The organism is Tenacibaculum singaporense, assembly GCF_003867015.1.
Taxonomy (GTDB): domain Bacteria; phylum Bacteroidota; class Bacteroidia; order Flavobacteriales; family Flavobacteriaceae; genus Polaribacter; species Polaribacter singaporensis.
Window position 1 is genome coordinate 520,936 of sequence record NZ_CP032548.1, and the last position, 13,596, is coordinate 534,531.

Here is a 13,596-nt window from a genome sequence, read left to right on the forward strand (position 1 = left end):
AATAAAAATCATGGCAAAGTTTTACGATAAAATAACAACTAGAATTCAACAGTTTATTGAAGCACAAAAGCTCTTTTTTGTTGCTACAGCAGCAAAAGAAGGACGAATTAATCTTTCTCCAAAAGGAATGGACACCTTTAGGATACTTAACGAAAATACAGTAGCTTGGTTAAGTGTTACAGGAAGCGGTAACGAAACCTCTGCACATTTGTTAGCTGACAACCGAATAACAATTATGTTTTGTGCTTTTGAAGGAGCTCCAAACATACTCAGGTTATATGGAAAAGCAGAAGAAATTCTTCCAATTCATGATAAATGGGAAAATTATGTCAAGTTATTTCCTAAACTTCCAGGTACTCGTCAAATATTTATTGTTTCTGTTGAAAACGTACAAACCTCTTGCGGAATGTCTATTCCTTTTTATGAATACCAAGGAGAACGAAATCAATTAAATGATTGGGCTATTGAAAAAGGTGAAGAAGGAATTAAACAATATTGGAATGACAGAAACCAAACTAGTATCGATGGCTTTGACTCTTTATTAAAAAAGTAATACCTATTTACACATCTAACTAGTAAACTTTCTTTATAAAATGATTAATTAACCATTCAAAATGACACAAAAAACACTGCTATTTCTAATGTTTAGTATACTTCTTTTTTCTTGTAAAAAAAGTAAAACTACAGTTCTTAAAAAAAACACGAATAAAATTATTTGGAGCCTTGAAGCATTAGAAAGCAAAGCTAACCAACACCTAGATAATACAAAATGGGACTCGGTTTTGTTTAAACAAGATATTGAAACGTATGAAAAATACACTGAAGTCTTTGAAAGTTACCCACTAAACAAATCGCCTTTTCCTGTAGCCGAATACGATTATGCCGTTTCTAGTGTTCCTTTTATTATTGAAAAGGAAAAATATATTTTTAAAGGAGTTCGAATTGGTGAATTTATAAGCCCTGATAGTGATAAAGTTATAGAAAAACTAACATTAATCATCTTAACAAATGATAAAAAAACTGAAGAAACAACCTTAGTAGATTCAAGAAACTATCCTTATTTAACAGCTCAAGGGTATTTTAAAACATCAAATAATAAATTTGATTGGGTTTTTTCTTCTAGCCCTGACGGTTTTTCAATCTTACTTTTAAATATGAAACTATTTGATTTAAGATTTGGAGAAACTATTATTATTTATCCTCAAAAAGATAAATCTTTTCTTTATGAACAAATTAAAGATTCTCCAAATAATTATGAAAGTTTTGAGGAGTATAAAACCGTAATTCTGAATAATCCAAAAGTAAAAAACAACTTACTTCCTAAAAAAAATCTTTTTTACTAAATTCTTTACTTTATTTAAAAACCCTGATAAAAATCATGTTTTTACTTAAACTATGCTTGTACTTTTGAGACAGTAAAGTATAAGAAGAAATGGTACAATTAATGAACATCCCAATGGTATCTTGGACAAACGGAACCATTATGATGATTATTTTCGGTTTAGTTTGTATAGGTTTAGTAGCCGCTCTTTTAATTCTTGTTAATGGTGGCAAGAAGAAAGGGTAGGTAAATTTAGTTTTAATAGTTGATTGAAGAAGCACTCTTTAATAATGTGTTAGTGGTTTAACGTTTGAGTGCTTCTTCTTCTTTTTTATTTGAATGCATTTAATCCTGTGATATCCAATCCTGTGATTAATAAATGTACATCGTGCGTTCCTTCGTAGGTTATTACACTTTCTAAATTCATTGCATGCCTCATAATTGAATATTCTCCAGAAATACCCATTGCACCTAACACTTGTCTTGCTTCACGTGCTATTTTTAATGCCATGTCCACATTGTTTCGTTTCGCCATAGATATTTGTGCTGATGTTGCACGACCCTCATTTTTTAATACTCCTAAACGCCAAGTTAACAACTGTCCTTTCGTAATTTCGGTAATCATTTCCGCTAGCTTTTTTTGTTGTAACTGAAACTGTCCTATTGGTTTTCCAAATTGTGTACGTTCTTTCGCATAACGTAACGCTGTGTCGTAACAATCCATTGCAGCACCAATAGCCCCCCAAGCAATACCATAACGTGCAGAATCAAGACACAACAATGGCGCTCCTAACCCAGATTTATTAGGTAATAAGTTTTCTTTTGGAACTTTTACATTATCAAAAATTAACTCCCCAGTAATAGATGCTCTTAACGACCACTTGTTGTGAGTTTCTGGTGTAGAAAAACCTTCCATACCACGTTCTACTATCAAACCATGAATACGACCTTCTTCATTTTTTGCCCATACAACTGCTACATCACAAATTGGCGCATTTGAAATCCACATCTTTGCTCCATTCAACAAATAATGGTCTCCCATGTCTTTAAACTTAGTCTCCATTCCTCCAGGGTTACTACCATGATTAGGTTCTGTTAACCCAAAACTTCCCATCCATTCACCAGAAGCTAATTTTGGTAAATATTTTTGTCGTTGAGCTTCGGTTCCGTAGTTATAAATAGGCCCCATAACAAGAGAGGACTGTACTGAAGCAGTAGATCGAATTCCACTATCACCTCTTTCTAGCTCTTGCATAATTAACCCATAAGAAATTTGGTCTAACCCAGCACCATCGTACTCTTCAGGAATATAAGATCCAAAAGCTCCCACTTCTGCCAATCCGTTAATTAATTCCTTTGGAAACTCAGCACGTTGTGCATATTCTTCTATAATTGGAGACAAGTTTTTCTTAACCCATTCACGAGCTGTATCGCGAACAAGTTTATGTTCATCAGTTAATAAATCATTTACTTGATAATAATCTGGCGCTTGAAATAAATCAGACTTCATAAATATGTTTTAAAATTAATTCTACTAATTGTATAAGAGAAATGTAAAATTAATCGCGATTTGTTTTTTGTGGTTTCTTAAAAGAATTGTTTCAAAAATACTTAAAAAAATGGTTATTCGTGCAGGTTTGCGTATGTTTGTACTAATGAGATTTACTTTAGGAAAAGAGGAGCGTTTAAAAAGCAAAAAGCTCATAGGAAGACTATATGAGGAGGGAAAAGTGATAAAAGTTTTTCCACTAAGAATGGTATATATACAAACCGAACATACCTCTAAATTTCCTGTACAAGTTGGAGTTTCTGTACCTAAACGTAATTTTAAAAAAGCAGTGGATAGAAATCGTATAAAACGATTACTTCGTGAAACCTACCGTAAAGAAAAGCATACTATTTATGAGACTCTAGATAAACCATATGTGTTTATGATTTCTTATCTTGCAAGAGATGAATGGAAATATGCCGATATAGAGCATAAAATGAAGAAATTATTAACACAGTTTATTACAGAAGTTACTCAAGATGAAAAATAGAAAATTCCTTTTTTTTAGTTCCCTTATAGTCATCTCCCTTTTCCTTTCTTTTCAATCTCGTTTTTTTGAGATTGCGAAACAAATTGAAATCTACAACAACCTTTTTAAAGAGTTGAACATTAATTATATTGATGAAATCAACCCTGGTGATTTAACTGACAAGGCGATAAAAAACACCCTTAAAAATTTAGATCCATACACTAATTTTTACAACGAACAAGATGTTGAAGATGCACGTATTCGTCGTGAAGGTGAATATGGAGGTATTGGTATTTCTACATTTTACACCAAAAGAGGAATTGTGGTTTCTGAAATTTATAAAGGTTTTTCGGCTGATAAAGCTGGCTTAAAAGCAGGTGATATTATTACTAATGTAAATGGACAAGAATTAGCTGCTTTGGAGAGAAATCAATTTTCACAAATGTTAAAAGGAGTTCCAGGGAAACAACTTTCTTTACAAGTAGAAAGAAACGGTCAAACAAAAAGTGTGTCAGTTAAACTTGATAAAGTTGTTTTAGATCCTGTTCCTTTTTACGATATGATTGATACTGAAACAGGATATATAGTTTTAACACGATTTATCAGTCAAAAAGCTACTGAAAGTGTTGTGAACGCATTTGGTGATCTTAAAAAAAGAGGAATGAAAAAGTTAGTCTTTGACTTAAGATATAACCCTGGTGGTTCTTTATTTGATGCAATAAACATTACCAATTTATTTATTCCTAAAGGTTTAAAGGTTGTAGATACTCGTGGAAAAACTCAAAAAAACAGTAGAACCTATAAAACAAATAAAGCTCCTTTAGATGCTGAAATTCCTATTGTAGTTTTAATTAATGGCCGATCGGCTTCTGCTTCAGAAATTGTTTCAGGTGCTTTGCAAGATTACGACCGAGCAGTAATTATGGGAGAGCGCTCTTTTGGAAAAGGGTTAGTACAACGTTACTTTGATTTAAGTTATGGAACCCAAATGAAAATTACAATTTCTAAATATTACACCCCAAGCGGACGTTGTATTCAAGAATTAGATTATGCCAATAGGGATCCAAAAACAGGTGAAGTACCTAAGTTTTCTGATGCTACTCTTAATGAATTCACAACTCAAAACGGACGAAAAGTATATGATGGTGGAGGGGTAACTCCAGATATAACAAGTAATTTTTCGAAAAAAACAGAAGAAACAGATGATTTACTAAAATCAAGAGCAATATTCAATTTTGTAACTGATTTCACATATCAAAATCCTAGTTTATCTACTGAAAACTATACTTTTTCTTCTTCTGATTTCAATAACTTTAAAGAGTATTTACTTCGCAAAGACACCGCTTTTGTATCTAAAGAAGAGAAGCTTTTTCAGAAAGCATACGAATCAGTAGAAAACAACAACAAAATCACTTCTGAATATAACGCGATTATCCAACAATTAAAAGCAGCTAAAGTTGCTAAAGTTTTGGTTAATGAAGATCTTCTATCAAAAGAAATTGAAAATGAAATTATTGAGCGTTATGCGTACAAAGAAGGAATGTATAAGCATTTATTTAAAAATGATATAACTATAAAAAATGCTGTTAACTTGCTAAATAATCCTAAAAAATATAACAGTATTTTAAAAAAATAGCTTCTTTAACATAATTTGTATATTTGTACTTTAAAAACATATGTCAAAACCTATCCTAAAAGAACGTACAAGAGCCCAAGAATCTACAAATGCTATTGAGCGTTTATACATTTCAATGCGACACTTATTTAGTCGCGGTTTTTACAAACCAATGGGTGTTTCTGGTGAAACCTTACGCAAATCACTATTGTCTTTACGTCCAGAAATTTATGGTTCTATTGCAGAAAACAAAACTGAATTAAACGGACTGGTATACGTTATTGAACGCTTACCTGAAGGAATTGAAGAATGTCAGTTTATTTATTTAACTGCTGACGAAGGATATCGTAATTCAAAATTCAAAGCAATTATTCCTCCTAAAAGAAGAAGAAACTGCTACCGTATTGATAAAAATCAAATGAATATTGAAATTACTAGAGGTCGCTCAGAAATTTATGACATTCTTACTCATTTGACATTTTTATTTATTGAATCTCACAAAATTAAAGACCGTGTAGTTTTTAATAATGGAGAAAGTTTTATTCGTGAATGGCTATTATTAGAAGATATTGTAATACACAATAAAACACTTACGGATGAAGAAAAAGATGTAATTGTTGTACACCTTGGTAATATTTTAGGAAGAACTTACGATGAAGTATATGATGCTTACAACACGTTTGCAACAGAAGAAAATCCTAATAGATTTTTTCATCTCATTTATTGGTTAGGTAAGCTTGCTATTAATGAAGCTTTATACGACCAAAAACGTTCAATTAAATTCAGTTCTGTTTTAATTGAAGAAATTGGACACCACTATTATGGAGAGATATGGGCTAACAACATTAAAAAAGTATTGTTAGACAACGAATTAATAGAGCGCCCTATTCATATAATCAGTGCGAATATGCACAGTGTAATGAATAGTATTTATGCTCAAAATGCTTTACCAAAAGAAGCTAAAAAACATAAAGATTTTCAACTTTTTGAAGTATTAAGTAATGCCAATAGCAGTGCTTTGCAGTCTGCCGTTAAAAATTATGCTTCAGAAAACGGATTGATATATATCAAAGATACATCTGGGACTAATATCAATGTTCAGGTAATTGACACAAGAAAGATTGATTTTGAAACAAACTCTTTTAACAAAGTTAATTCTGTTGGAAAAGACCCTGTAATTATTGTGATGGACTATGCCTTTGGTGAACAGGCTTTTGAAACTATGGATGAATTGTTAAAGCCTTATAAAACAAAAGGAGAAAAAATCCATTTAGATGTTCAATCTGTTTCTATCATGGGAAAAGCAGGTATTTTAGAAGGTGGTAAAGGAGATATTATGATTCCTTCTTCACATATTTTTGAGGGAACTGCTGATAATTATCCGTTTAAAAACGAATTATCAAAAGAAGATTTAGAAGGTTTTGGTGTTCAAGTTTTTGATGGCGCAATGATTACTGTGTTAGGAACTTCATTACAAAATAAAGATTTATTACGATTCTTCCACGATTCAACTTGGAATGTAATTGGTTTAGAAATGGAAGGTGCACACTACCAAAAAGCCATTCAATCTGCCTCAAGAATTAGAGGAAATATTTCAGAAAATGTGAAAGTACGTTATGCGTATTACGCTTCTGATAACCCGCTAGAAACCGGTGCTACCCTTGCTTCTGGAGGACTTGGAATGAGTGGAGTAACACCAACTTACGCTATCACACAAAAGATACTAGAACAAATATTTTAGTCGTAGGACGACTACTAAGAACCTAATTATACTGTAAAAAGGCATTATTTCAAGTGAAATGATGTCTTTTTAGCTTTTTTATGTAATTTTAAAGACTGGTTTTGTTCATAGCCCTTTTTCTTATTTTATATTTGCATTCACAATACAACAACACACAACAATGAATATTCTAATTTTAGGATCGGGCGGTAGAGAACACGCCTTTGCTAAAAAACTTTCAGAAAGCACGAAAATTAACAACCTTTTTGTAGCTCCTGGTAATGCAGGAACTGATGCTATTGCTAAAAATATAGCCATTAATCCAACTGATTTTGCACAGGTAAAAGAAACCGTTTTACAACACAACATCAACATGGTAGTTGTAGGTCCTGAAGCTCCTTTAGTAGAAGGTGTACACGACTTTTTCTTAGCTGATGAAGAGTTAAAAAACATTCCTGTAATCGGACCTAAAAAAGATGGTGCTTTATTAGAAGGAAGTAAAGATTTTTCGAAACAGTTTATGGAAAAACACAACATTCCTACAGCTCGCTACCAATCTTTTACTACTGATACTTTAGCTGAAGGAAAAAAATTCTTAGAAACATTAGATGCTCCGTATGTATTAAAAGCAGACGGATTAGCTGCTGGAAAAGGAGTTTTGATTTTAAATGATTTAGAGGAAGCTAAAGCTGAATTAGAAGAAATGCTTTCTAATCAAAAATTTGGAAGCGCTTCATCAACAGTCGTTATTGAAGAATTTTTAAAAGGAATTGAATTATCTGTTTTCGTTTTAACTGACGGAAAAAATTATAAAATTTTACCTTCTGCCAAAGATTACAAACGTATTGGAGAAGGCGATACAGGGCTAAATACAGGCGGTATGGGCGCTATTTCTCCTGTTCCTTTTGCAACGGGTGATTTTTTAACGAAAGTGGAAGAATTAATCGTTAAACCAACGATAGACGGTTTGCAAAAAGACGGAATTGATTACAGAGGATTTATTTTTATCGGATTGATGAATGATAATGGAAATCCATCTGTAGTTGAATACAACGTTCGTATGGGAGATCCTGAAACAGAAGTAGTATTACCTCGTATACAATCAGATTTAGTCGATTTATTTGAAGGAGTTGCAACGCAAACTTTAGGAGAAAAATCATATGAAGTTACTCCACAAACAGCAACTACAGTTATGTTAGTTTCTGGAGGATATCCTGAAGCTTACGAAAAAGGAAAAGAAATTACAGGTTTTGATACTGTGGAAGATTCTATTGTTTTTCATGCTGGAACTACTTTAAAAGATGGTAAAGTAGTTACTAGTGGTGGACGCGTTATGGCAATTACTTCTTTTGGAGCTTCTATGGAAGAAGCCTTAGAAAAATCATACAAAAACATTGATAAAATAACTTTTGATAAAATGAATTATCGAAAAGATATTGGATTCGATTTAAAATAACAGCCAAAATAGGTAATGTGACTGAAAAGGAGAAAATGCTTAAGGGTGATTTTTATGATTCAAGAGATGTTGAATTAATAAAAATATACCATAAAGCGCGTAAATTATTGAAGCTTTATAATAATCTTGATTCAGAATTAACACAAGAAAAAGCATCAATTTTAAATGATCTCCTTCAGTTTAAAGGAAATGGTGTTTGGGTTGAAGCTCCTTTTTTTTGTGATTATGGCGAAAATATTTCAATCGGTGAAAATACGTTTGTAAACACAAACTGTATTTTTTTAGATAATAATAAGATTACGATTGGTAAAAACGGATTAATTGCTCCTTATGTTCAAATATATACGGCAATTCATCCTTTAAAAGCTTCTGAAAGAATAATTAAAACACCCAATACTCGATACTTAACAGCTGCTAAACCTGTCTTTATTGGTGATAATGTTTGGATAGGCGGTAACTCAGTTATTTTACCTGGTGTTACTATAGGAAATAATGTAACTATTGGTGCTGGTAGTATTGTTACAAAAGATATTCCCGATAATGTATTAGCGTTTGGGAACCCGTGTAGGGTTATTAAAAAACTAGAATAAATTAAGGATAAAAAAAGGAGTTGATAATCAACTCCTTTTTTTATTTCATTGCTTTTTCTAACGTAAACGAGAATTCTGAACCTTCTCCATGTACACTCTTTAAAAGAATCGTTTCGTTATGCGCTTCAATAATATGTTTCACAATAGAAAGTCCTAATCCAGACCCTCCTTGTTCACGAGACCTACTTTGATCTACACGATAAAAACGCTCGAATAAACGTGAAAGGTGTTCTTGCTTTATTCCTTCACCGTTATCATTTATTTTAATGATAAACTTATGCTGGTTATAAGGTTCAACACTCACGGTAGTAATTCCTCCCACTCTACCATATTTAATAGAATTTACAACAAGGTTAATTAGTACTTGTTCTATTCGTTCAATATCACCTTTTACCAAATGAGGAAAGTCATACACACGATCAAAACGCAACGTAATATTTCTCTTTTTTGCTTTCATTTCAAACAAGTCAAACACATTTTGAATAAGCTCAATAATGTTAAAAGTTTGAATGTTCATTTTCATACCTTCTGTTTCTAACTTAGCAATCATATCTAAGTCTTTCACAATTGACGTTAATCGTTCTACACCCTTGTTAGCTCTTTCTAAATATTTTTCAAGAATTTCCTTGTCTTCTGCTGCTCCCTCAATAAGCGTTAAAATATATCCTTGCACTGTAAAAAGTGGTGTTTTAAGCTCATGAGCTACGTTTCCTAAGAAATCACGACGAAACGAGTCGCGTTGCGTTAAATTCGCTATCTCTTCACTCTTCCCTTCAACATATTCTTGTACACTTTTTGTTAAAGCCTCTACATCTGTTGTTACTTTATTTCTTTTTAAATCATTCACATCCAAAATAGATATATCTTCATACATCTTTTTTACTCGTTGGTAAATAAAGTGCTCTGCTCTATATTGAATTACGAAAAAAGAGATGATAAACATTGCAATACCAAAAATTACAATGGTTATTACTCCTAAGCTATTTAATAAAAATAAATACGATAATACTGCTATAACTATAGATAATAGTGTTGAGTATAAAGCCGACCAAAGTGCGTAGTTATATGTTTTTTTTATTTTTTTCATCTGTTTATTTTCTATTGTTTTTAAATATCAGATGTAATTCGCTAATAGTTATCTTGCATAATATCAAGAATTATTATAGCTCATTTCATGATAAAAAAATAGATTGCTAGCTAGCAATCTACTTATTAATTTTTGGGTTTAAAAATTATTTGTCTGTTTCGTCTAGCACAAACTTGTATCCAACTCCTTTTACTGTTTTAAAATAGTGATCTCCTATTTTCTCTCGGAGTTTACGTATATGTACATCTATAGTTCTACCTCCTACAACTACTTCATTTCCCCAAACACTGTCTAAAATAACTTCTCTTTTAAATACTTTTCCAGGTTTTGAAGTTAATAAAGAGAATAGTTCAAATTCTTTTCTTGGTAAAGATATTTTTTCTTCTCCTTTAAAAACTACATATTCATCTCTATTGATGACTATATCTCCAATTTTTGTAGTAGTATCTGCTTTTTCTTCTGTCTTTAAACGACGTAATAACGATTTAACCTTACTTATCAGCACTTTTGGCTTTACTGGTTTAGTTATGTAGTCGTCTGCTCCAGCATCAAAACCTGCTACTTGTGAATAGTCTTCTCCTCTAGCGGTTAAAAAAGAAATTATAACGTCTTCGAGAGATTTTACGTTTCTAATTTTTTCACACGCTTCGATACCATCCATCTCAGGCATCATAATATCTAATAAAATTAAATGTGGAGTTACTTTTTTTGCTGTTTTAACAGCTTCTGCACCATTGTTTGCAGTAAAAACCTGATATCCTTCTGATTTTAAATTGTATCCTACAATTTCTAAGATATCTGGTTCATCATCAACTAGTAAAATTTTAATGTCGCTAGTGTTCATTATTCATTTTTATTGTGTTACTCAAAAGTAATCATAAAAAAATAAACCCTTTATATGCATCCTTAACTTAACGTTCATTTAATATTTACTAAACTTTTGCTTAAAAGAAATACAAGAAATCTTTTGTTTTTCATTTTTTGTCGTTTTTGTATCTTTATACAAATTGTTTACTATGAAAATCATTTCTTCTCTTGGGGAAATTACTTCCAGAGCTAAAAATACTTTTAAGCGATTCCCTATAACATTGTTCTGGGCAATTGTAGGTACCTTATTTACTTTATTTACAATTGAAACTAATACTTTTGATAGTGCTTTTTACGGCAAGGTTATTTTAACTTTTATTTTAGGAGTTAGTTGGTTGATTGCAACTCGTTTTTTTGAAGAACAATTTAAAAAAGATAAAACTTGGATATTCTTACTAACTTTAGGTTTTCTAAGCCTGTTCTATATTAGTATTGAGGTTGATGGTTTTGAAATTCATCAAAACTCAATCATTCGTTTTGTTCTTTACTTCATAACTGGGCATTTACTTGTAATGGTAGCTCCTTTTATGTTTAGTTGGAATAAATCTGCGTATTTTAATTATTTAAAATCCCTTTTTATAGCCTTAGTTAGAAGTCTTTTTTTCTCTCTGGTTTTATATTTAGGAATTGTATTAGCACTTCTGGCTATTAAACATTTGTTTGCTATTGATTTTAAAGGAGAACGTTTTTTTCAGGTTTTTGTGTTTTGCATAGGAATTATAAATACCTGGATTTATCTTTCTGATTTTCCAAAAGATGTTCATAATCAACTTGCTATTAACTACACCAAAGCTTTAGAGGTATTGGTTAAGTACATCTTAATTCCGCTAGTAATTTTATACCTCATCATTTTATATGCTTATAGCTTAAAAATAGTAATCAACTGGAACTTGCCTAAAGGATGGGTTTCTTATTTAATTATTGCTCTTTCTTTCTTAGGATTTATTGTTCAAATACTTATCAATCCTATTCAAAAAACTATAAATTCTCGCACAATTAAAAAGTTTTATCCATGGTTTTATTATTTATTATTACCGTTAATTGTTTTACTTTTTGTTGCTATTTTTAGACGTATTAATGAATATGGTATCACCGAAAACCGTTATTTCGTATTTGTTTTAGCTTGTTGGATTTTGGCCATGTGCCTCTACATACTTTTTAGTAAACGTAAAAAAATTAAGATATTTCCTTTTAGTTTGGCTCTTATTACTTTTCTAGTTTCTTTTGGGTTTTGGGGCGTTTTTTCGGTATCAACAAAGAGTCAACTTCTTCGATTTGAAAAGATATATACTGATATTAAAAAAGATAACTTTTCTACCACTTTTGAAAAGAAAAATCAACTTCGTTCTATTATTAGATACTTAAACAATAAACATGAATTGCATAAAGTAAAGAACATCTTAGGTTATAACCCAAAAACAACTTTTAAAACTAATAGCCGTTGGCAATTACAAAATAGATTAATGGATAGTTTAGATATAAAAGTAACTGATAATTCTAATGATATAAATAATTTACTTTTTGAAGGTTATTATAATATTGATGAGAAAAACCTAACTATTAATACCCAAAAATACGATGTATTAAAAAGGTTGTACCTCAATAGCTATGATAATGAAAATAAAATTCAGGGATATCGTTTTTATTTAAGTGAAAAAACAAACACCATCAGAATCTCAAAAGGTAATGCTTCTATAGGCAAAATTGATTGTTCTGAAATGATAAAAAAACTTAAGGCTCAACAAAAAAACTATAATATATCACCTAATTTAATGACTATTGAACAGCATTTTGAAATATTGAATGTAAAACTTATTTTTCAAAGTGTTAGTTTATCTAAAATAGATGATGACGCTCTAGAAAGTTACTTATCTGATGCTACTTTTTATGTTTTAATCAAAGAAAAAAATGCTGAATAAAATCAACTTACAAAACATCTTGTTTTTAGATATTGAAACCGTTCCTGAAGTAGAATTATTTGCTGATTTATCTCCTGAAATGCAAGAGTTGTATGCTTTAAAAACACAATATCAACGTAAAGATGAATTTACTCCTGAAGAGTTTTACCATCGAGCTGGTATTTGGGCTGAGTTTGGGAAAATAATCTGTATTTCAGTCGGGTATTTTGTAGAGCGTAAAGGTGAAAACCAACTTCGAGTTACCTCTTTTTATGGTGATAATGAGCATAAACTTTTGATTGATTTTAAAAATTTGTTAGACACACATTTTAACCATCCAAACCATCTTTTATGTGCACACAACGGTAAAGAATTTGACTTTCCGTATATCGCACGACGTATGATTATCAATCAAATTGAATTGCCTAATAAACTCAATTTATTTGGTAAAAAACCTTGGGAAGTTCCGCATTTAGATACAATGGATTTATGGAAATTTGGCGATTATAAGCACTACACTTCTTTAAAATTACTAACTGCTATTTTAGGAATTCCATCACCCAAACAAGATATTGATGGAAGTGAAGTTGCTAATGTATATTACCAAGAAAAAAATCTATCACGTATTGTTGAGTATTGTGAACGAGATACCGTAGCGGTAGCTCAACTTTTATTGCGGTTTTTAAATAAGCCTTTGATTGAAGAACAGAATATAGTTAATGTTTAAAAAAATCATTCTAAATCAACTTTAAATAACTTACCTTTAAAAGATTAACCTAAAAACAAATTATGGAAAAAATTAATTTAAAAAACTGGAGAGCTTTAAGTAAGGTAGAACAAAAATCAATTAATGGAGGTAATTATGGCAACAATTGTGAAACAGCAGATGATTGTTATGATTTTACCGTAGAAGATGATGGTTCTGGTTGCTTTCGAGAATACAGCTGCCAGCAATCTGTATGTGTTCCAGAAGAATTAATATGTTAGTAAACATTATTAAAAGTAGTAGTTTCTGAATGCTTCT

General features: G+C 31.0%; 14 protein-coding genes. 11 read left to right on the forward strand and 3 right to left on the reverse strand.

What is annotated here, in order from left to right:
* The first annotated feature begins 10 nt into the window (after positions 1-10).
* From D6T69_RS02380 to D6T69_RS16145, 3 genes are all read left to right on the forward strand, one after another.
* Positions 11-553 carry a pyridoxamine 5'-phosphate oxidase family protein gene (locus D6T69_RS02380; protein ID WP_125066280.1) on the forward strand — a complete coding sequence of 181 codons (543 nt, stop codon included), beginning with the start codon at positions 11-13 and terminating at the stop codon, positions 551-553.
* An 88-nt stretch (positions 554-641) separates the two neighbouring features.
* Positions 642-1,343 carry a hypothetical protein gene (locus D6T69_RS02385; protein WP_125066281.1) on the forward strand — a complete coding sequence of 234 codons (702 nt, stop codon included), beginning with the start codon at positions 642-644 and terminating at the stop codon, positions 1,341-1,343.
* Positions 1,344-1,432: 89 nt separating this feature from the next.
* The gene (locus D6T69_RS16145) at positions 1,433-1,567 is read left to right on the forward strand and encodes a hypothetical protein (protein WP_262706665.1); all 135 of its coding nucleotides are present in this window, start codon (positions 1,433-1,435) and stop codon (positions 1,565-1,567) included.
* Positions 1,568-1,652: 85 nt separating this feature from the next.
* Here D6T69_RS16145 and D6T69_RS02390 read toward each other — a convergent pair whose 3' ends face one another.
* The gene (locus tag D6T69_RS02390) at positions 1,653-2,831 is read right to left on the reverse strand and encodes an acyl-CoA dehydrogenase family protein (protein ID WP_125066282.1); all 1,179 of its coding nucleotides are present in this window, start codon (positions 2,829-2,831) and stop codon (positions 1,653-1,655) included.
* 109 nt (positions 2,832-2,940) lie between these two features.
* Between D6T69_RS02390 and rnpA the strand changes: the two genes are divergently transcribed.
* The 5 genes from rnpA (at position 2,941) to D6T69_RS02415 (ending at position 8,720) form a co-directional block, all read left to right on the forward strand.
* The gene (gene rnpA, locus D6T69_RS02395; protein ID WP_240628349.1) at positions 2,941-3,360 is read left to right on the forward strand and encodes a ribonuclease P protein component; all 420 of its coding nucleotides are present in this window, start codon (positions 2,941-2,943) and stop codon (positions 3,358-3,360) included.
* A 112-nt stretch (positions 3,361-3,472) separates the two neighbouring features.
* On the forward strand, positions 3,473-4,975 hold the full coding sequence (locus D6T69_RS02400) for a S41 family peptidase (RefSeq protein WP_240628351.1): 1,503 nt from the start codon (positions 3,473-3,475) through the stop codon (positions 4,973-4,975).
* A gap of 40 nt (positions 4,976-5,015) precedes the next feature.
* Complete coding sequence (locus D6T69_RS02405) at positions 5,016-6,695, forward strand: DUF6909 family protein (RefSeq protein ID WP_125066284.1); 1,680 nt, start codon at positions 5,016-5,018, stop codon at positions 6,693-6,695.
* Positions 6,696-6,855: 160 nt separating this feature from the next.
* Positions 6,856-8,130: a phosphoribosylamine--glycine ligase gene (gene purD / locus D6T69_RS02410; RefSeq protein ID WP_125066285.1), complete on the forward strand. Its 1,275-nt coding sequence runs from the start codon at positions 6,856-6,858 to the stop codon at positions 8,128-8,130.
* Positions 8,131-8,147: 17 nt separating this feature from the next.
* Positions 8,148-8,720, forward strand: a complete 573-nt coding sequence (locus D6T69_RS02415; RefSeq protein WP_125066286.1) for a sugar O-acetyltransferase — start codon at positions 8,148-8,150, stop codon at positions 8,718-8,720.
* A gap of 40 nt (positions 8,721-8,760) precedes the next feature.
* Here D6T69_RS02415 and D6T69_RS02420 read toward each other — a convergent pair whose 3' ends face one another.
* Together D6T69_RS02420 and D6T69_RS02425 are read right to left on the reverse strand one after the other, a co-directional pair.
* A complete protein-coding gene (locus D6T69_RS02420) occupies positions 8,761-9,807 on the reverse strand; it encodes a sensor histidine kinase (protein WP_125066287.1) in 1,047 nt (348 codons plus the stop codon).
* Between the two features lie 145 nt (positions 9,808-9,952).
* Positions 9,953-10,651 (reverse strand): response regulator transcription factor, encoded by a 699-nt coding sequence (locus D6T69_RS02425; protein WP_047788022.1) that lies wholly within the window; start codon positions 10,649-10,651, stop codon positions 9,953-9,955.
* Between the two features lie 172 nt (positions 10,652-10,823).
* Here D6T69_RS02425 and D6T69_RS02430 point away from each other — a divergent pair, with 172 nt between their 5' ends.
* From D6T69_RS02430 to D6T69_RS02440, 3 genes are all read left to right on the forward strand, one after another.
* Complete coding sequence (locus D6T69_RS02430; protein ID WP_125066288.1) at positions 10,824-12,593, forward strand: DUF4153 domain-containing protein; 1,770 nt, start codon at positions 10,824-10,826, stop codon at positions 12,591-12,593.
* Complete coding sequence (locus D6T69_RS02435; protein WP_125066289.1) at positions 12,583-13,299, forward strand: 3'-5' exonuclease; 717 nt, start codon at positions 12,583-12,585, stop codon at positions 13,297-13,299. The genes D6T69_RS02430 and D6T69_RS02435 overlap by 11 nt, the downstream gene beginning before the upstream one ends.
* A gap of 62 nt (positions 13,300-13,361) precedes the next feature.
* Positions 13,362-13,559, forward strand: coding sequence for a hypothetical protein (locus D6T69_RS02440; protein WP_125066290.1), 198 nt, complete (start codon positions 13,362-13,364; stop codon positions 13,557-13,559).
* Positions 13,560-13,596: the final 37 nt, after the last annotated feature.